The sequence below is a fragment of the Actinomadura sp. KC06 genome (assembly GCF_004348735.1).
In the GTDB taxonomy this organism is placed as follows: Bacteria; Actinomycetota; Actinomycetes; order Streptosporangiales; family Streptosporangiaceae; genus Spirillospora.
Map to the genome: position 1 here is coordinate 16,159 of NZ_SMKT01000050.1, position 18,891 is coordinate 35,049.

Below are 18,891 nucleotides of genomic sequence, written 5' to 3' on the forward strand. Positions count from 1 at the left end.
TGCGGTGGTTCCGTCTGACGAAAAATTCGCGGGCCGCCTCCGGCATCCCCCGGCATGCCGCCGGACGTGCCGGAAACGACGACGCGATTACACCCGGTCACGGCCTGGAAGACGACTTCGCCGGGCAGTGCCGGTTCCAAGGACGGCAGCGGAATTGTCATCGGCGCACTACTCGGTATATGTTTGTCAACCGAATGCAGTTTGCTCAAGCCGAAAGGGTCTGTCCCCATGGCACAGAAGGTTCAGGTGCTTCTCGTCGACGACCTCGACGGTGGCGAGGCGGACGAGACCGTAGCGTTCTCGATCGACGGCGCCTCCTACGAGATCGACCTGAGTGGCGCCAACGCAACGAAGCTGCGGGATTCTCTTAAGCCGTTCGTGGAGAAGTCGCGCAAGGCGGGTACGGGGTCGCGTCGCCGCCGGCAGCGTGGCGCGTCCAGCCGCGAGCGCAGCGCAGAGATCCGCGCCTGGGCCAAGAACAATGGCATCAAGGTCAATGAGCGCGGCAGGATCCCAGCACATGTGATCGAGCAGTACGAGGCGGCCAACTGACCCTCAGCCACCGGCGGCCCGTCTCAGTTCGCGAGACGGGCCGTTCGCCTGCGGGCTCGTTCACTGTTCGCTTCAACCGTTCACTGGGCCGGTTCCTCCGGCCCGATCGCCCGGCCGAGTTCGGCCCGAGTTCGCCTGTGTCGCCGTTACCGGGCTCGTTCCCTGGGCCTGTTCCTCGCCTCGTTCCCTGACTTCGATTCCCCCGCCCGTTTCGCTTGAGGCGTCCTTGAGGCTCCGGTTCACCCGGCGGGTTCGTCCGCGAGGTCGTTTCAACTGCAACCCGTTCGCGAGGCTGGTTCACTCATGCCTCGCGTTCACTTGACCGGGTCCGGCTGCGCGTCGTTTCCGCGCACTCCGTTCACCCCCGTACGCGGCAGCCAGTTCCCGCACGGCGTCGTTTCGCCCGCGCCTCCCCTTCACTTGATCAGTTTGTCCGCGGCGTCGTTTCCTGAGCGCCCCTTCACGCCTTGGGGCCGCCCCGCTGCGCCGCCACACACGTCCAGTTCGCACAGCGAATCCGCAGGGCGCATTCACACGTCCCGTACACGCGCGGCCCACACGCGCGGCCCACATGCGCGGCTCGTCCACACGGCCAGCCAGCCTCGCGGTCCGTTCGTGCGGTCCGTTCGTGCGGTCCGTTCGTGCGGTCCGTCTGGGCGGTCGGTGTGGAGGCACTTGTGCGTGCGGACCCTTCGCAGGGCGGTGGCTCAGCTAGTCCGCCTTAACGGGCTGTGGGCGGTCGTTCGCCCAGCGGTACCGTCCAGCCACTCAAAGTCCTGGGGTGGGCGTTCGCTTGTGGCGTAGCGGCCGGACGGTTTGCGTGCTCGCCCGGCGAGGTACAGAGGCCGCGTGGGTGGACCAATACCCCCATTCGGCACTCTCGGCCCGCGCCCTGATCCACCTGCGAAAAGCCCCCGTTCGCTTGGGGCGTAGCGGGAACATGACGCACCGATGCGGTAGTTGGATGAGACTGAACAGCGCTTAGCTGGGGAACGTCTCCTGGTGGGAGTGCACCGGGCGGCCTCCTCGGGGCGGGCTAGCATGCGGAAGGACAGTTCCGGACGTTCCGGACTCTGCCCAACCGCTCTGTGAGGAGCGACGAGATGTTCGAGAGGTTCACCGACCGCGCGCGGCGCGTTGTCGTCCTGGCCCAGGAGGAGGCCAGGATGCTCAACCACAACTACATCGGCACCGAGCACATCCTCCTGGGCCTGATCCACGAGGGTGAGGGTGTCGCTGCCAAGGCTCTGGAGAGCCTGGGGATCAGCCTTGAGGCGGTGCGCCAGCAGGTCGAAGAGATCATCGGCCAGGGCCAGCAGGCGCCATCGGGCCACATCCCGTTCACTCCGCGTGCCAAGAAGGTCCTTGAGCTGTCGCTGCGCGAGGCGCTGCAGCTCGGCCACAACTACATCGGCACTGAGCACATCCTGCTGGGTTTGATCCGTGAGGGCGAGGGCGTCGCGGCCCAGGTTCTTGTGAAGCTCGGCGCAGACCTCAACCGGGTGCGCCAGCAGGTCATCCAGTTGCTGCACGGCTACCAGGGCAAGGAGCCGGCCGCCTCCGGCGGTCCCTCTGAGTCGGCTCCGTCCACCTCCCTCGTCCTCGACCAGTTCGGCCGCAACCTGACGCAGGCCGCGCGCGAGGGCAAGCTCGACCCGGTTATCGGGCGTGGCAAGGAGATCGAGCGGGTCATGCAGGTGCTGTCCCGCCGTACCAAGAACAACCCGGTGCTGATCGGCGAGCCCGGCGTCGGCAAGACCGCCGTCGTCGAGGGGCTCGCGCAGAAGATCGTCAAGGGCGAGGTGCCCGAGACGCTGAAGGACAAGCAGCTCTACACCCTCGACCTGGGCGCGCTGGTCGCCGGCTCCCGGTACCGCGGTGACTTCGAGGAGCGCCTCAAGAAGGTGCTGAAGGAGATCCGCACCCGCGGCGACATCATCCTGTTCATCGACGAGCTGCACACGCTGGTCGGTGCGGGCGCCGCGGAGGGCGCGATCGACGCCGCGTCCATCCTCAAGCCGATGCTGGCCCGCGGCGAGCTGCAGACCATCGGCGCGACGACGCTGGACGAGTACCGCAAGTACCTGGAGAAGGACGCCGCGCTGGAGCGCCGCTTCCAGCCGATCCAGGTCGCCGAGCCGTCGCTGTCGCACACGATCGAGATCCTCAAGGGCCTGCGGGACCGCTACGAGGCGCACCACCGCGTGTCGATCACCGACAGCGCGCTGGTCGCCGCGGCGCAGCTCGCCGACCGCTACATCAGCGACCGGTTCCTGCCCGACAAGGCGATCGACCTGATCGACGAGGCGGGCTCGCGGATGCGCATCCGCCGGATGACCGCTCCGCCGGACCTGCGCGAGTACGACGAGAAGATCGCCGACGTCCGGCGCGACAAGGAGTCCGCGATCGACGCGCAGGACTTCGAGAAGGCCGCGGCGCTGCGCGACAGCGAGAAGAAGCTGCTCGGCCAGAAGGCGCAGCGGGAGAAGGAGTGGAAGGCCGGCGACATGGACGTCGTCGCCGAGGTCACCGACGAGCTGATCGCCGAGGTCCTCGCCACCGCCACCGGGATCCCGGTCTTCAAGCTGACCGAGGAGGAGTCCACCCGGCTGCTGCGCATGGAGGACGAGCTCCACAAGCGCGTCATCGGCCAGGAGGACGCCATCAAGGCGCTCTCGCAGTCGATCCGGCGCACCCGCGCCGGCCTGAAGGACCCGAAGCGTCCCGGCGGCTCGTTCATCTTCGCCGGCCCGTCCGGCGTCGGTAAGACCGAGCTGTCCAAGACGCTCGCGGAGTTCCTGTTCGGCGACGAAGACGCGCTGATCCAGCTCGACATGTCCGAGTTCATGGAGAAGCACACCGTGTCGCGGCTGTTCGGCTCCCCGCCCGGCTATGTCGGATACGAGGAGGGCGGCCAGCTCACGGAGAAGGTCCGCCGCAAGCCGTTCTCGGTCGTCCTGTTCGACGAGATCGAGAAGGCCCACCAGGACATCTTCAACAGCCTCCTGCAGATCCTGGAGGACGGCCGCCTCACCGACGCGCAGGGCCGTGTCGTGGACTTCAAGAACACCGTCATCATCATGACGACGAACCTGGGGTCCAAGGACATCTCCAAGGGCGTGTCGATGGGCTTCGCCCGCCAGAACGACGAGCAGGGCTCCTACGACCGGATGAAGGCGAAGGTGTCGGAGGAGCTCAAGCAGCACTTCCGTCCCGAGTTCCTCAACCGCGTCGACGACACGGTCGTGTTCCACCAGCTCACTCCGGCCGAGATCATCCAGATCGTCGACCTGATGATCGCGAAGGTGGACGACCGGCTCAAGGACCGCGACATGGGCATCGAGCTGCAGCAGGATGCCAAGGACCTGCTGGCGCTGCGGGGCTACGACCCCGTCCTCGGCGCCCGGCCGCTGCGCCGGACCATCCAGCGGGAGATCGAGGACAGCCTGTCCGAGAAGATCCTCTACAGCGAGCTGAAGGCCGGCCAGATCGTGATCGTGGGCACGGAGGGCTTCGACTCCGACAACAAGGACGCGACGGTGGAGAACGCCAAGTTCACGTTCAAGGGCGTCCCGAAGCCGACCACCGTCCCCGACAGCCCGCCGCCCATCGAGGGCGCGGTCAACTTCAACAAGGACTGAGAACGTCCAGGAAGGGCCCGCACCGGTTCCCGGTGCGGGTCCTTCCGCATTCCCAACACTCCTAGGAATTCCCAACACTCCTAGGACCGCATGCCCGCACCTGTGACCCAGGCCTCTGCGACTGCCTCCGTCGGCGTCCCTATGGCCCGCGGCCTCCTTTGCAGGCGCGCCCTGAGCTCCCTGCGACCGCACGCTCGGCCGCACCCTTGCGGCCAGTAGCCCTAGGCCCAGGTGGCCGCTTCTCGGGCGTCCCTGCTGGCCCGCGTGGCGTCCTGCAGGCTCATGCCAGCGCCTCGTCAACCGGCATCTCCGGTCACCCCTGTGGGCCGTAAGGTTCAGGCCCTGGTGGCCGTATCAGGGCGTCCCTGCCTGCGCGCGGCGTCACTACAGGCCGCGCCCAGCGCTTCTGCGGCCGCCCCTGCGGCTATTAGGTTCAGGCTCTGGTGGCCGTCTCCGGGTGCCTCTGCCTGCGCGCGTGGCGCGTCCCTACAGGCCGCGCCCAGCGCCTCTACGACCGCATCTGCGGCATCCCTGCGGCTATTAGGTTCAGGCCCTGGTGGCCGTCTGCGAGCGGCCTGCCTGCGCGCGTGGTGTCCCTGCAGGCCGTGCCCGGCGCCCCCTACGACCGCACCTGCAGCACGCCTTCAGCCGCATTTCGCCGCACCAGGGCTTCCCTGCGGATGCGCGTAGCGTGCCTGCGGCTGGTGTGCCCGGTGTCAGTGTGGCCGAACGCCCCCGATCTATCCCCTGCAGGCGTGACCGGCACCATTGCGGTCGTCGCGTGCATAGACGCCTAGGCGGCGTCCAGAGGCGTCCTCTGTGGGTGCGCGGCGCGTGGTTGGCGCATCTGCTGGCCTAGTGCTGGCGCTGACCGTGCGGGCGCCTGCTCAGAGGTGTCCAGAGGCGTCCAGCGGCGTCCTGCAGGCCGATCGCCCGGTGCCGCTGCGGGCGCATGGTTGGTGTCTCGGCGGGCACCATGCGCGTACCGCTGGCGGCAAACGCGTATTGCCAGCGCATCGGCGTACCGAACGACTCGCAGGAGCCGACATGAGTCACCCGCCGCGCATGGTTCTGTCCGCACCCGTCCTCGACGCCCCAGACCCGCACGCTCTGGCGGCCTTCTACAGGCGCCTCCTGGGCTGGACGGTCGTTCAGGACGAGCCTCACTGGGTGAAGCTCCGGCCGCCCAACGGGGGCACCGGGCTGTCGTTCCAAGCGGAGCCTCTCTACAAGGCGCCCACATGGCCCGCCGCTGCCGACGACTCCCAGCAGATGATGACCCACCTGGACATTGAGGTGGACGACCTGGACGCGGCCAGCGCGCACGCAGAAGCCACGGGTGCGGTCCTGGCCGACTTCCAGGCCGACGAGGACGTTCGCGTCTACCTTGACCCGGCCGGACACCCGTTCTGCCTCTTCCTCCCAGAGCCGGAAGAGCCTCTCCACCCCGACGACGGCCCGTAATCCACAGAACGCTGTTCTAGTGCCTCCGACCACCGGCGTCAGCAACCCTAGATGTCGGAGGTGGCCCATAGTGTTCGAACATGCGATCGAATATGGAGCCTCAACGGGAAAGGCGCGCCCGCGAGGCCCACGTCGCGCAGGCGTTCCTGCGGGACGTCCGCTCTCCCGCGCCGGCCCAGCTTCCGATCTTCCGGTCGCGCCTGCAGGGCGAGCTGCTGGCGCGGCTGCTGCTGGGGCCGGAACGCGAGATGTCCATGCTCGATCTCGCGGTGATGCTCCGCACCGACCTCGCCTCGGTGATGCGCGAGGTGGAGCGCCTGGCCCGGGCAGGCATCCTCGACCTACGCCGCACCCTGGCCGGACGCTTAGTGAGGCGGGACGCCGACAGCCCGCTGTACGAGCCCCTCGCCCACCTCCTGATGCTGACCTTCGGTCCGGCGGCGGTGGTGGCCGAAGAGTTCGGACGGCTGCCGTCCGTCCGGGAGGTCCACCTCTTCGGCGCTTGGGCGGAACGCTACGAACACCCGGCCGGCACCCACCCAGCCGACGTAGAGGTCCTCCTCGTCGGACACATCACCCCAGACGTCGCATTCGACGTCGCTCAGGAAGCCGCTGCACGCCTGGCTCTCCCGGTGCATCCCGTCGTCCGCACACCGGCCCAATGGCACGACGACTACGACCCCTTCCTCCGCGAAATCCGCAACGCCCCCCGAATCACCCTCCACCCTCAAGAGCCGACAGCCAGGCGCTGATTTCGCGGTGGAGTCGGGACTTGGTCGAGGACGGGGCGAATGAGGCGTCAACGCCGGCACGGGCCAAGCTGGCGAGGATTTGGTCGTCGTAGCCGAAAGCGTCGCGGACACGGGCGTACTCGGCGCTGAGGGGAGTGCCGATCAGGGCAGGGATGTCGGTGTTGAGAGTCACGATCAGGCCCGCGTCAAGAAGACGGGGAAGGGGGTGATCTTCAAGGGCGGGGACGAAACCCAGAGCGAGATTCGAGGACGGGCACACCTCCAGCGGGATCTGGCGTTCGCGGACTTCGGCGACAAGGTCCGGATCGTCCAGGACACGGATGCCGTGACCGAGGCGTTCGGCATGCCCAGGGCCGATGGCCTGGCGGATGCTCGCCGGCCCCTCGCCTTCGCCCGCATGGTGAACGACGTGCAGGCCCGCCTCTCGCGCAGTGGCGAACACCTCGTTGAAGGGATCGCCGGGGTAGCTCTCATCACCGGCGAGGCCCACGGCGACGACGCCTTCGTGGCGGCGCGAGAGATCGAGTGTCCGCCAGGCCCGTTCGACGGACCGGCGCCGCGAGTGGTCGAGGATAAGGCGGCACTCGATCCCGAACGCTTCGCGCCCGGCGTCCAGCCCCTCCAGGACGGCGGCCAGCGGCATACCGAGGTCGCCGAGGCGCTCGCCGTGGCCGGCCGCGGTAAAGGACACTTCGGCATAGCGGACGCCCTGCGCAGCCTCGTCCTCGCAGAACTCAAAGGCGACCCTCCGGAAGTCATCTGCGCGGCGTAGGCAGGCCCGGACGAGGTCGTTCTGCGCGAAGAAGGCGGCGAAGCTCCCAAAGGCGCCCACGTCATCGGGCACCTTCACACCGTTGGCCACGCCGATCTCCCGAAGCGTGGCCCACCGCACGGTGCTCTCCAGATGCACATGCAGATGGACTTTGGACAAGCTCAACAGGTCACGCACGCCCGTAAGCTACGCGACGCCCGACACGCCCGCCCAACCATTATTGGGCGCCGACCTGCGAAAGGCCCCGACCAGACTCCGTCCGAGCGCGGTATGCGGGCTCCCGGACACGATGCTCCGCGCGATTGGCGCGCAATAGGACGCAAGCACATCCCAGCAACCGCCCTACGTCGCCGCCCCGAGCGATGGTTCGCCAGAGCGTCGCGCAGAACTCCGGCCGATGATTCGCCCGACACCCGCAACAACCGCGCCACCCACCCGTGGCCGCCCCGCACACACCCATCGGCAAATGGTCGCCTGGGAGCGACGTCGGCAATTCGCCGCCGCCAACCTCCCCTACACCTTGACCAGCCAAACCGTCGCCAAGACCCGGATCCCCACAAGCACGGCGAGTGGCCGCGACTTCGCCAAGGCCCGGATCTCGCAAGGACGGCGAGTGGCCGCGACTTTGTCAGGGCCTGGATCTCGTAAGGACGGCGTGTGGCCGCGACTTTGCTGTCGGAAGGAAACGGCTTCCCGGGGTCGAGAATTGGCGCGGATTCGGACGGCGGTGATGGTCGGGCTCATACGGGTGAAATACCGGCAACATCCGGAGTTGGCAGAAGTGCTGCTCAGGGCGCGGTTCCGCCGATTGTGTAGGCGGGATGGAGTCCGCCACTGGATCACGGGTGGGGGAACCTGCCGCAACTGGGTGGGACGGCCACTGAACTCGTGCGATCGGAAGTTCGAGTCCAAGATTCAGACATCGCTTTCCTCTGAGGCCGCGCGGCCCTAGTCTGATCAACTTCGCCGACGGGGAAAGGGGAACCGGTGAAGCACAGGTGGATGTACGGGGCCATCGGGGTACTGACCGCAGCGGCTCTGGCGGGCTGTTCCGCGAGCCCGGCCCAGGTTGAGGCGGCGAACGTCGCCGACGCGCAGAAGACGAGCAAGGTCGCGGAACGGCTGCGCCTCGTCATGGACGAGTTGCGGTTTCAGGAGGTTCTCGACACCGCGCCGCCGACCACGGCACAACTCCGCACCATGCAAAACCCCGTGGACAAGGAGGCACAGCGCTCACGGCCGTTCACCACGGCCGACCCTAAACCGATAGTGCAGCAACCGCAGATGGACGCCACCATCATCGAATTGGACAAGCACGGTCGTCCCGTCTCGTCCGGCACCGTTCTGATGAGCCCGTCCTACAAGAACGGCGTGATCGTGCCGGTCGACCGGAACCTGTCCACGACGAGTGTGCGGTGGCGCCAGTGGGATGACGCGGGCTGGTACAAGAACAAGGGTCAGGGCACCATCGATGTGGTTCCGGGCAGGGAGGGCGCGCCGCTCGACCACATGCTCGATTACCCCGCGTCTGTGTTGAAGCTCATGGTCAACTTCGGGGTGTTGCAGCTCGTCGACAAGGGCGAGATCACGCTGGACGAAACCTACGCCTATGAGCCGACCGAGATCAGCCCGCTGTGCGGGGAGGCCACCAGTAACACCGTCCGCAAGTACATGGACGCGTCGCTCACCTGGTCGTCCAACGCCGCGTCCTGCGCCCTGATCAAGCTGCTGCACGACCACAAGGCCATCGACCCGCTGAACCAGACGTTCCAGGACCTCGGGCTGCAGACGCTGCAGCTCAAGGGCACGAGGGCGTCCAACGGCGGCCGCTGGTCGAACGAGGTCACGATGAGCTCGCTCGACACGGCCAAACTGCTGACGCTCGTCAACGGCGCCCCAGGCACGGTGTGGACGGCCCCCAACGGCAAGCCGGTGAAAAGCGACGACGTGTTGAGCCCGGCGTCGCGCAAGTTCTTCCGCGCCGTGCTGGCGCAGCAGGGGTTCAACGACATGCTGTCCAGCACGAACTGGTGCGGTGGGAAGTACCCGGCGGCCGGCCTGCCGAACGCCGCCCCGTCCCGCTGGGTCGGCGCGGACGGCACCGTGACCGTCGACGGCAACAAGTTCGGGCGGGACGTCCGTCCCTGCAACAAGAAGGCCGAGGTCGCGTTCGCGCACAAGACCGGCTGGGTGAACAACTCGGCCGGCGACGCGGGCATCGTCCGGGCCCTGCGCGGCGAGGGCGGGCGCCACTACGTGATCGTCGTCTTCTCGAACCTCGGCACGCAGTATGTCGATGCTGGACGGCCTGAGACGCCGCCCGGCATCTACCCGTTCACCTACACCGAGAAGTTCGCGCAGCTCGGCCGCATCATGGACGCCTACGAGAAGCGCCGCGCCGCCACCAACTGAGGCCCCCGCTTGAGGGCCGGTCGCCCGAGGACCGGCCCTCAAACGTGACGGTCCAGGCTTGGGTCCGTGGAGCGTCGTCCGTCCTGGTCGGCCGGTTCTGATCGGTTCTCGAGGCTCAGACCGTCCTTGCCCGGCACCGCAGGGTCGGTCCTGGTCGTGTCTGCAAGGGGCGCTTCTGGACGGGCCTCCTGCAGGGGGTTGGACTGAGTCGCTTCTGCAGGTCGGTTTCGAGCCCACAATCTACGGATTAAAGTCCGGAGTTCTGGGGTGGGCCTTGGTTGGGTCCGCAGGTTGCTGATCGACGGGTGTCCTGCAGGGGCGAAGCTAGGGAGTGGTTACTGGGGGAGGGCGTAGCGGCCGTCTTCCAAGGGGTCGACCAGGCCGTCTGCGATGAGGGCGTCGAGGGCGCGTTCACGCTGAGGGGCGTCCGACCAGACGATGTCGAGGGCCGGTTTCGCGACCGGTCCTTCTGCGTCGCGGAGGACGGCGAGGATGCGGCCCCGGCACTGCCGGTCGGTTCCCGCGTACGTCTGGCCCCGGCGTGGTGGACCGTCGTAGGCGGGACGCCCGTTCCGCTGCCACGTGCACTTGTCGAGCACCGGGCAGTCGACGCAGCGTGGCGTGCGGGCCGTGCACACCAGCGCGCCCAGCTCCATGACGGCGACGGCCCAGCGGGCGGCGGTCGCGGGATCGACGGGCAGGAGGCTCTCCGCCAGCTCCACCTCGGCCTTCGTCTGCGACTTCGGCGGATACTCGTCGCCGGACAGCAGCCTGGCCAGGACGCGCCGCACGTTGGTGTCCAAGACGGCGTGCCGCTGCTTGAACGCGAAACTCGCGACGGCCGCGGCGGTATAGGCGCCGATGCCGGGCAGGGCCAGCAGCTCCTCGTGCGATGACGGGACCTCGCCGCCATGCCGTTCGGTGATCGCGCGGGCGCTCTCGTGCAGGCGCAGCGCGCGGCGCGGATAGCCGAGCCGCCCCCATGCCCGGACGGCCTCCCCGGACGGTTCGGCCGCGAGCTCGGCGGGCGTCGGCCAGCGGGACATCCAGGCGTCCCAGACCGGCAGGACGCGCGACACCGGCGTCTGCTGGAGCATGATCTCGCTGACCAGGACGCCCCACGGGGTCGCGTCCGGCGCCCGCCACGGGAGATCCCGGGCGTTCGCCTCGTACCAGTCGAGGATGGGCGCGGTGTAGGCGGCGTTCACGGTGGTGGTGTTCATGGCGCGCCGCCATTGTGGCACGCGGCGGGTCGTCCCCTCTTTCCGGATCGCTGAATGCATACTGACCGCATGGGGGCGAATACTGGACGTAACACGGACGGTTCTCGGCTCGATCAATACTGGCGGCGCCGCGCGGTCGCCTTGATCTGCGTTCTCGGCGCGGTCGGCCTGCTCGCTTGGGCCTGTGGCGGCGGCAGCGGCGACTCCGGCGGCTCGGGGGAGTCCGGGCCGGTTCGGAACGCGGGCGCGGTCGGCGGCGCCGGCCCCGGGTCCCCGCCGACGGCGATGCCGACGGTCACCGTCACCACGACGGCCACTCCGGAGCCGAGACAGTCGGACGACGGTGGACCTTGCCGCGAGGGCGACCTCGTGATCAGCATGTCGACGTCCCGGGACGCCTACGCGGGCGCCGCCCGTCCCGAGTTCAAGATCATGGTCGTCAACACGGGCGAGGGTTCCTGCGAGTTCGCCGGGCGCGGCTTCGACGTCCGTGTGACGTCCGGCGACGACAGGATCTGGTCGTCCGCCGAATGCCGTCGCGGCGACCCAGCCAAGGAGACGCTCCGGAGGGGCATTCCCTTCGTAGAGACCATCACCTGGAACCGCACACGCGGCTGCAAGGACAGCAGTCCCGCCCGTCCGGGCACCTACGTGGCCGACCTGAAGGGCCACAAGGTCAAGAAGCAGATCTTCCGCCTCCGCTGACCCGGCCCCGAGCACCTCCGCCGACCGAACCGCGAGCCGGAGCCGGACGGCCCGACAACAGCACCCGCGACTGCGCCTACCGCAGCCCACCGCTGCAACCCGCCGCTGCAACCCCCGCCGCCGCAGCCTGCCGCTGCAACCCCCGCCGCCGCGACCGGCTGCCGTAACCGGCTGCCGCAACGCGCCCCCGCGACCCGCCGCCGCAGCCTGCCGCTGCAACCCCCGCCGCCGCAGCCTGCCGCCGCAACGCGCCGCCGCGACCGGCCGCCGCGACCGGCCGCCGTAACCGGCCGCCGCAGCCCGCCGTCGCAGCTGGCCGCCGGAACCCGCCGCCGTTGCAACCGGCCGCCGCGACCCGCCGCTGCAACAGCCCGCCGCGACCCGCCGCTGCAACCGGCCGCCGCTGCCCGGCGCCGCAACGGCGCTGCGACCGGCCGCTGCGACCGGCCGCTGCGACCGGCCGCTGCGACCGGCCGCTGCGACCGGCCGCTGCGACCGGCCGCTGCGACCGGCCGCTGTAGCCCGGCGGCGCTTGTTGCCCGGCGCTACTGCAACCGGCCGCCGTAGCCGGCCGCCGTAGCCCGTCGTCGCAGCGGCGCAGCAACCGGACGCACCTGCTACTGCGCTGGCCTCAGCCATCTGCTTGCTGGCCTTGGCTGGCTAATGCGCTGGCCTCGGGCATCGCCGCAACCATGCGACTACCGAAACCGTTGCGATCGCGTCCGGAGGCTTGGTCGGGGGCGAAGACGCGAGTGAAGCGAGAAGCCGATCGTGTAGCGAGCCGTCAGGCGAGTCGGAGCGATGCCGGCGAGCGCGCCGTGTTTCTCGACGATGGAGGGCCCCAGGGCCCGAAGGAGGAGAGAAAAGCCAATTACACGTATCGTTCGAGGATTGAGGATTCGGCCAGGCGGGAGAGGCCCTCGCGGACGCTGCGGGCTCGGGATTCGCCGACGCCGCCGACGGCCTGGAGGTCGTCGATGCTGGCCGCGAGGAGTTTCTGCAGGCCGCCGAAGTGTTCGACGAGGCGTTCGACGACCATGCTCGGCAGCCTCGGGACCTTGGCGAGGAGGCGGAAGCCCTTCGGGCTGACGGGCAGGTCGAGGGCGTCCGGGCCGGCGAAGCCCATCACCTCGGCGACCGTGGACAGGTCGAGCAGTTCCGTCGCGGACAGCGTGTCGAGCGCGGAGAGGATGGCGTTGACGCCTCGGGCGCGGGTGTCGTCGGACGGGTAGTCGCGGACGATCAGCTCCCGGTCGACGTCGACGCCGGACACCAGCTCGTCGAGCTGCAACGACAGCAGGCGGCCGTCCGTGCCGAGTTCGACGACGTAGCCTTCGATCTCGTCGGCGATGCGGCGCACCATCTCCAGGCGCTGGACGACGGCGCTGACGTCCCGGACGGTGACGAGGTCCTCGATCTCGAGCGCCGACAGCGTGCCGGACACCTCGTCCAGCCGCAGTTTGTAGCGTTCGAGCGTGGCCAGGGCCTGGTTGGCCTTGGACAGGATCGCGGCGGAGTCTTCGAGGACGTAGCGGATGCCGTCGAGGTACAGCGCAATGATGTGCATCGACTGGCTGACCGAGATGACGGGGAAGCCGGTCTGGCGGGCGACGCGCTCGGCGGTGCGGTGGCGCGTCCCCGACTCCTCGGTGGGGATGGTCGAGTCGGGCACGAGGTGGACGGCGGCGCGGACGATGCGGCTGTGCGTGTCGTCGAGGACGATCGCGCCGTCCATCTTCGCGAGCTCGCGCAGCCGGGTGGCGGAGAACTCGACGTCGAGTTCGAAGCCGCCCGAGCACAGATCCTGGACGGGTTTGTCCCAGCCGAGCACGATCAGGCCGCCGGTGTGGCCCCGCAGGATCCGCTCCAGTCCGTCGCGAATCTGGGTGCCCGGGGCCACCGCGGCCAATGTGGCGCGGCGGCGTTCGTCATGACCCTTGTCGTGTGATGGCACCTGACCCCCGGAGGTCGCTGGACGGCGTCAGTTTACCGAGGAGGGCCGCGCACTGGTTCCTCCCCAGGTCGCAACCGTGTGCTGCGCGGGGTAATACTCTGGCGGGACCCAGGTTACGGGGCCGTAAAGGCGACCTGGAGCGCCTGTTGCAGGCTGTCGACCTCCATCACCTTCATGCCCTCGTAGCTCGTGAGCTGCGGGTCGGCGCGTTTGAGCGGCGATCCGTCGGCGAGTTCGAGGGATCCGCGCGGGACGACGGCGTGCTTGAATCCGAGCCGCGCCGCCTCGGCCAGCCGCCGCTGGACGCCCGGCACGACGCGGACCTCGCCGGCGAGCCCGACCTCGCCGAGCGCGATCAGGCTGCCCGACAGCGACTGCTCGACGGTGGACCCGGCGACGGCGAGGGCGAGGGCCAGGTCGACGGACGTCTCGGTGAGCCGGACGCCGCCGACCGTCGACACGTACACGTCCTGCTCGTGCATGGAGATCTTGCAGCGCTGCGCGAGGACGGCGAGGACCATCGCGACGCGGGAGGTGTCCAGCCCGGACGTGGCGCGCCGCGGCGCCGGGAGGTGCGACTTGGCGACCAGCGACTGCACCTCGGCGACGAGGGGGCGGCGGCCTTCGAGCGTCACGGTCACGCAGGTGCCGGGGACGGGCTCGTCCCGCCGGGTGAGGAACAGCCCGCTCGGGTCGGGCAGGCCGACGATGCCGAGTTCGGACAGGTCGAAGCAGCCCAGCTCGTCGGTCGGCCCGTAGCGGTTCTTCACGGCGCGGATCATGCGGAGCCGGGAGTGCCGGTCGCCCTCGAAGTACAGGACGACGTCGACGAGGTGCTCCAGCAGCCGCGGCCCCGCGATCGCACCCTCCTTGGTGACGTGGCCGACCAGCATGACGGTGATGCCGCGTTCCTTGGCCACCCGGATGAGGTTGGCGGCGACCTCCCGGATCTGCGTGACGCCGCCGGGCGCGCCGTCCGCCTCGGACGACCCGATCGTCTGGATGGAGTCGACCACGAGGAGGGACGGTTCCACGGCGTCGACGTGCCCGAGGATCGCGGACAGTTCCGTTTCGGCCGCCAGGTACAGGTCGTCGGTGATCGCTCCGACGCGGTCGGCGCGCAGCCGGACCTGTTCGGCGGACTCCTCGCCCGTCACATAGAGGACGCGCTGACCCTCCGCCTTGTCGCCCTCCGATCCGCGCGCCACTGGGACGTTGGTCTCGGACGGCGTGGACGCCAGCGCGGCGACCTCCAGCAGCAGCGTCGACTTGCCGATGCCCGGCTCGCCGGCCAGCAGCAGGACGGCCCCGGGCACGATGCCGCCGCCGAGGACGCGGTCCAGTTCGTCCAGGCCGGTGGCTCTGGTCTGCGCGGACCGCACGTCCACCTGCCCGATCGGACGCGCCGGTGTGCTGACCGGCCCGGCGGACACGACCCGCGCCGGGGTCGCGGACGCCGCTTCGGTGACCGTCCCCCAGGTCTGGCACTCGCCGCAGCGTCCGACCCACTTGGACGTCTGCCAGCCGCACTCCGAGCACCGGTAGGCCGCCTTGGCTGTCTTCGCCTTCGCCATGCGCCGAAGCGTAGAGGTCTCCTCTGACACGCGGGCGCAGCCAGGCGCAGGCAGGCGCAGGCAGGCGCAGGCGGGCGCAGGCGGGCGCAGGCGGGCGCAGGCGGGCGCAGACCAACGTGGACCGGCGGGCGTGGGTCAGGCGGAGAGGTTCTTGCGGGCGCGGTCGATGAGGTCGCCCAGGTGATCGGCGACGACGCTCGGACGCTCCATCATGACCATGTGCCCGGCGGACGGGACGATCTCCACCCGCGCGTCCGGCACACAGGAGGCGATCTTGAGGCTGTGCCCGGCGGGGGTGAGCAGGTCGTGTTCCGCGCCGATGACCAGGGTGTCGGCGCCAGCGAGGGACGCGCAGTCGCTGATCCCGTCGGTCGTGATCATCGAGTGGAGGAAGCCGGCGAAGGCGTCCATCCGGGTCTCGGCCATCATCTGCTCGGCGAACGCGACGGCGCCGGGACCGGCGTCGGGACCGAACGCGATCAGGTCCTCGACGAGCATGGCGGCGCGGCGGCCGAGGTGGCGGACCCTCTCGACGGCGCCCGACCCGGCGCCGAGGGCGCCGAGGGCGCGGGGCAGCATACGGTGGGTGGCGCGCGCGAGCAGCGCGGGTGCGCCGAGGGTGACCTCGCCGAGCCCGCCGGACGACGTGCACACCAGCCCGGTGGCGACGATCTTGCTGCCGATGAGGCCGGGGTTCTCGTCCGCGTACCGCATAACGGTCATCCCGCCCATCGAGTGCCCGACGAGGATGACCGGCGTCTCGGGCGGGACGGTCGCGTCGATGACGGCGCCGAGGTCGGCGGCGAGGCGGGAGACCGCGTAGCCCTCGCGGGCGCCGCCGTCGGAGCGGCCGTGGCCGCGGTGGTCCCAGAAGACGAGGCGGCCGAGCCCGCGCAGGGCCTTGCGCTGGAAGTGCCAGGAGTCCTGGGTGAGCGTCCAGCCGTGGGAGAACACGATGGCGAGGTCGGTGCGGTCGTCGCCGTCGATCTCGGCGTAGAGGCGCGTGCCGTCGTCGGCGCGGACGGGGACGGGACGTCCGCGCAGCGATCCGAACGGCTCCCCGGCGAACGGGTCGGGGCGCAGGTGCAGGCGGCGCAAGGCGCGGCGCTGGACGGTCAGCCCGGCGAGCCCGGCCCCGGCCCCGGCCGCGCCGAGCGCCGTGGCGGCGAGCGCCCCGCGCAGCGCCCGTCCCCGACGTGCGCCACCTCCGGGCGCCCGTCCCGGACGAGCCCGTCCCGGGGGTGGTGATCCAGCGGTGACGCGGCTCGGTTTGGCGGCACGGTCCATGGCCGGTTCCTCCCGTTGCTCAAGGTCGCGGCACGCCGTCCGGGTGCCGCGAGCACCTCCGGACCATTGTTGTATACCGAGTCCAGTAAGCGCCATCCCGGGGGCATGCCGGTGGCTCAGGGGCAGCGCCACCACAGGTTCACGGCGTAGTCCACCTCAAGCCCCGGGTGTTCGCGCAGGCAGGCGTCCGCCACGTCGGGCGGGAACTCGATCCCCAGGACGGCGGCGAAATCGTCCCGGCTCTGGAACGACCACCGGATCGTCAGCGGCTCGCGGGCGAAGCCGTGCCGCGCCCAGAACCGCTCCACGGCCTCCGGGTCGTACTTCGGCAGGCCGCGCCGGAACCAGCGGCCGAACGTCGACCGGGTCGCGTCGTTGTCGATGATGAAGATCGCGCCGCCGTGCCGGACGACGCGTCCCAGCTCGGCGAGGCCCGGCTCGCAGCCCGGCCCGAAGAAGTAGGCCCACCGGGCGTGGACGACGTCGACCGACGCGTCCGGAAGCGGCAGCGCCTGCGCCGCGCCGACCCGGACCGTGACGTTCGGCAGGCCCCGGGTCCGGCGCGCGGCCGCGGACGCGAGCGCCTTGTGCGGCTCGACGCCGATCACGCGGTTCGCGTCCTCGGCGAAGAACGGCAGGTGGAAGCCGGTGCCGCAGCCGACGTCGAGGACGTCCGCCCCTTTCCACGGACGGATCGCGCGCATCGCATCGGCCAGGACGCCGTCAGGGTCGACGGCCCGGTTCTCCAGTTCGTAGACCTCTGGGGTGTTCCAGATGTTGGGGCTCGGCACGGCGCCCGGTGCGATCTCGGCCACGGGGACAGAGGGTAGCCACCGAAAGCAGGATCACGCGGGGCGAGGGTTTCATCACGGCCGGGGCCGCATAGGCTTTCCTTTGCGTACAGCACCCATACGAAACTGCCGAGCGACCATTCCTGGCGAGGAAGCCTTGACCGCGCAGCACAACGGCGTCTCTTCACCGGCCCTCCGCGTCCCGGACGCGCCGATCACGCTCTCCACCGCGTCGGTGTACCCGGAGAAGGTACCGAGCGCGTTCGAGATCGCCGCGCTGCTGGGCTACGACGGCATCGAGGTCATGGTCTCCACGGACGCCTCGTCCCAGGACCTGAACGTCCTGCGCCGGCTGTCCGACTACCACCAGGTCCCGATCCGGTCGATCCACGCGCCGTGCCTGCTGCTCACCCAGCGGGTCTGGGGGCGCGAGCCTTGGGGCAAGCTGGTGCGTTCCAAGGAGGTCGCGGAGGAGCTCGGCGCGGAGGTCATCGTCGTCCACCCGCCGTTCCGCTGGCAGCGCGACTACGCCAAGGAGTTCGTCGAGGGCCTCGCCCGCATGCAGGACGAGACCGACGTGCTGTTCGCGGTGGAGAACATGTTCCCCCTCAAGGCGCGCGGCGCTGAGGCGGGCATGTACCTGCCCGACTGGAACCCCGTCGACCAGGACTACCCGCACGTCACCCTCGACCTGTCGCACACCGCCGTCTCCGGCTCCGACCCCCTCGACATGGCGGCGAGCCTCGGCGACCGGCTGCGGCACATCCACCTCGCCGACGGCGTGGGCATCACCAACAAGGACGAGCATCTCGTCCCCGGCCGCGGCAACCAGCCGTGCGGGACGATGCTGGAGAACCTCGCCGAGAGCGGCTTCGGCGGGCACATAGTCATGGAGATCAACACGCGCCGCGCGTCGAGCCGCGTCGAGCGGATGGAGGACCTCGCCGAGGCGCTGGCCTTCGCGCGTCTGCACCTCGCCGCCGCCGACCGCACCTGGGAGGTCACCCCGGCCGGTGAGGTCACCCGCCGGAGCGTCCGGTGACCCGGCCGGTGGACGAACCGGACGCGCGGCAGACGGGCAAGAAGCGCAGCGGGAGCGGCTCGTCGCGGGGGCCGGGGCGGCGGCCAGGCCCGACCGAGACCCGCGAGAGGATCCTCGCCGAGGCGCGCGACCTGTTCGCCGAGAAGGGCTACGACGGCACCTCGCTGCGCGCGATCGCCCGCGCCGCCGGCGTCGATCCCGCGCTCGTCCACCATTTCTTCGGGACGAAGGAAGGCGTGTTCATCGAGGCGATGCGCTTCCCGGTGGACCCGGCCGTCATGCTGCCCCGCGTGCTGTCCTTTCCCAGGGACCGGTTCGGTGAGCTGATGGTCCGCACATTCCTGGACGTGTGGGGCGACGACGAGCGCAGGGCGCCGATCCTCGCCATGCTCCGCTCGGCGATGACGAACGAGCGCGCGGCGGCGCTGCTGCGCGAGTTCGTCACCACCGTCCTGTTCGGCCGCGCCTCGAAGTTCACCGAAGCTCCGGCGTTGCAGATCCAGGCCGCCGCGGGCCAGATGATCGGGCTGATGATCCTCCGCTACGTGGTGCGCGTGGAGCCGCTCGCGTCCGCCACCGAGGACGAGCTGATCGAGCTGGTGGCTCCCACCATCCAGCGCTACTTCGTCTCCTGACCCTCCCGTCCGGGACGCTCCCGGAGCCAGGCTCCCTCCTTCCGTCATGCGGGAACCCCTTGACCGCATACGCATGCGAGCATAAAT

The 18,891-nt window shown here is 69.8% G+C and carries 14 protein-coding genes; 8 read left to right on the forward strand and 6 right to left on the reverse strand.

Annotated elements, in window-relative coordinates:
- Window positions 1-228 precede the first annotated feature (228 nt).
- From E1287_RS17990 to E1287_RS18005, 4 genes are all read left to right on the forward strand, one after another.
- Window positions 229-552, forward strand: coding sequence for an Lsr2 family protein (locus E1287_RS17990; RefSeq protein WP_131966136.1), 324 nt, complete (start codon window positions 229-231; stop codon window positions 550-552).
- Between the two features lie 1,103 nt (window positions 553-1,655).
- The gene (locus E1287_RS17995) at window positions 1,656-4,193 is read left to right on the forward strand and encodes an ATP-dependent Clp protease ATP-binding subunit (RefSeq protein ID WP_131966108.1); all 2,538 of its coding nucleotides are present in this window, start codon (window positions 1,656-1,658) and stop codon (window positions 4,191-4,193) included.
- A gap of 1,047 nt (window positions 4,194-5,240) precedes the next feature.
- The gene (locus tag E1287_RS18000; protein WP_131966109.1) at window positions 5,241-5,657 is read left to right on the forward strand and encodes a VOC family protein; all 417 of its coding nucleotides are present in this window, start codon (window positions 5,241-5,243) and stop codon (window positions 5,655-5,657) included.
- 80 nt (window positions 5,658-5,737) lie between these two features.
- Window positions 5,738-6,409: an ArsR family transcriptional regulator gene (locus E1287_RS18005; RefSeq protein ID WP_131966110.1), complete on the forward strand. Its 672-nt coding sequence runs from the start codon at window positions 5,738-5,740 to the stop codon at window positions 6,407-6,409.
- On the opposite strand, the gene add is transcribed toward E1287_RS18005, so the two are convergent.
- A complete protein-coding gene (add, locus tag E1287_RS18010) occupies window positions 6,372-7,358 on the reverse strand; it encodes an adenosine deaminase (RefSeq protein ID WP_131966111.1) in 987 nt (328 codons plus the stop codon). The genes E1287_RS18005 and add overlap by 38 nt on opposite strands.
- A gap of 810 nt (window positions 7,359-8,168) precedes the next feature.
- Here add and E1287_RS18015 point away from each other — a divergent pair.
- Complete coding sequence (locus E1287_RS18015; RefSeq protein WP_131966112.1) at window positions 8,169-9,593, forward strand: serine hydrolase; 1,425 nt, start codon at window positions 8,169-8,171, stop codon at window positions 9,591-9,593.
- A gap of 335 nt (window positions 9,594-9,928) precedes the next feature.
- Here the strand turns inward: E1287_RS18015 and E1287_RS18020 are convergent, their stop codons facing one another.
- Entirely contained in the window at window positions 9,929-10,816 is an 888-nt protein-coding gene (locus E1287_RS18020) for an A/G-specific adenine glycosylase (protein ID WP_131966113.1), read from the reverse strand.
- 69 nt (window positions 10,817-10,885) lie between these two features.
- Here E1287_RS18020 and E1287_RS18025 point away from each other — a divergent pair, with 69 nt between their 5' ends.
- On the forward strand, window positions 10,886-11,521 hold the full coding sequence (locus E1287_RS18025) for a hypothetical protein (RefSeq protein ID WP_165969066.1): 636 nt from the start codon (window positions 10,886-10,888) through the stop codon (window positions 11,519-11,521).
- 871 nt (window positions 11,522-12,392) lie between these two features.
- Here E1287_RS18025 and disA read toward each other — a convergent pair.
- The 4 genes from disA to E1287_RS18045 form a co-directional block, all read right to left on the reverse strand.
- A complete protein-coding gene (disA, locus tag E1287_RS18030; protein WP_131966114.1) occupies window positions 12,393-13,475 on the reverse strand; it encodes a DNA integrity scanning diadenylate cyclase DisA in 1,083 nt (360 codons plus the stop codon).
- A 113-nt stretch (window positions 13,476-13,588) separates the two neighbouring features.
- A complete protein-coding gene (radA, locus tag E1287_RS18035) occupies window positions 13,589-15,049 on the reverse strand; it encodes a DNA repair protein RadA (RefSeq protein WP_131966115.1) in 1,461 nt (486 codons plus the stop codon).
- A 135-nt stretch (window positions 15,050-15,184) separates the two neighbouring features.
- Entirely contained in the window at window positions 15,185-16,336 is a 1,152-nt protein-coding gene (locus E1287_RS18040) for an alpha/beta hydrolase (protein ID WP_131966116.1), read from the reverse strand.
- A gap of 116 nt (window positions 16,337-16,452) precedes the next feature.
- On the reverse strand, window positions 16,453-17,151 hold the full coding sequence (locus E1287_RS18045) for a class I SAM-dependent methyltransferase (protein WP_131966117.1): 699 nt from the start codon (window positions 17,149-17,151) through the stop codon (window positions 16,453-16,455).
- Between the two features lie 133 nt (window positions 17,152-17,284).
- On the opposite strand from E1287_RS18045, the gene E1287_RS18050 reads away from it, so the two are divergent.
- On the forward strand, window positions 17,285-18,169 hold the full coding sequence (locus E1287_RS18050) for a sugar phosphate isomerase/epimerase (protein WP_131966118.1): 885 nt from the start codon (window positions 17,285-17,287) through the stop codon (window positions 18,167-18,169).
- Window positions 18,166-18,804, forward strand: a complete 639-nt coding sequence (locus tag E1287_RS46370; protein WP_279505460.1) for a TetR family transcriptional regulator — start codon at window positions 18,166-18,168, stop codon at window positions 18,802-18,804. The genes E1287_RS18050 and E1287_RS46370 overlap by 4 nt, the downstream gene beginning before the upstream one ends.
- Window positions 18,805-18,891 lie beyond the last annotated feature (87 nt).

What these genes read in the sequence shown, in the direction of transcription:
- E1287_RS18020 (WP_131966113.1), bottom strand. Translation starts at nt 10,816, where the DNA reads ATGAACACCACCACCGTGAACGCCGCCTACACCGCGCCCATCCTCGAC.
- E1287_RS17995 (WP_131966108.1), top strand. Translation starts at nt 1,656, where the DNA reads ATGTTCGAGAGGTTCACCGACCGCGCGCGGCGCGTTGTCGTCCTGGCC.
- E1287_RS18025 (WP_165969066.1), top strand. Translation starts at nt 10,886, where the DNA reads ATGGGGGCGAATACTGGACGTAACACGGACGGTTCTCGGCTCGATCAA.
- E1287_RS18040 (WP_131966116.1), bottom strand. Translation starts at nt 16,336, where the DNA reads ATGGACCGTGCCGCCAAACCGAGCCGCGTCACCGCTGGATCACCACCC.
- E1287_RS18005 (WP_131966110.1), top strand. Translation starts at nt 5,738, where the DNA reads ATGCGATCGAATATGGAGCCTCAACGGGAAAGGCGCGCCCGCGAGGCC.
- radA (WP_131966115.1), bottom strand. Translation starts at nt 15,049, where the DNA reads ATGGCGAAGGCGAAGACAGCCAAGGCGGCCTACCGGTGCTCGGAGTGC.
- E1287_RS18000 (WP_131966109.1), top strand. Translation starts at nt 5,241, where the DNA reads ATGAGTCACCCGCCGCGCATGGTTCTGTCCGCACCCGTCCTCGACGCC.
- E1287_RS17990 (WP_131966136.1), top strand. Translation starts at nt 229, where the DNA reads ATGGCACAGAAGGTTCAGGTGCTTCTCGTCGACGACCTCGACGGTGGC.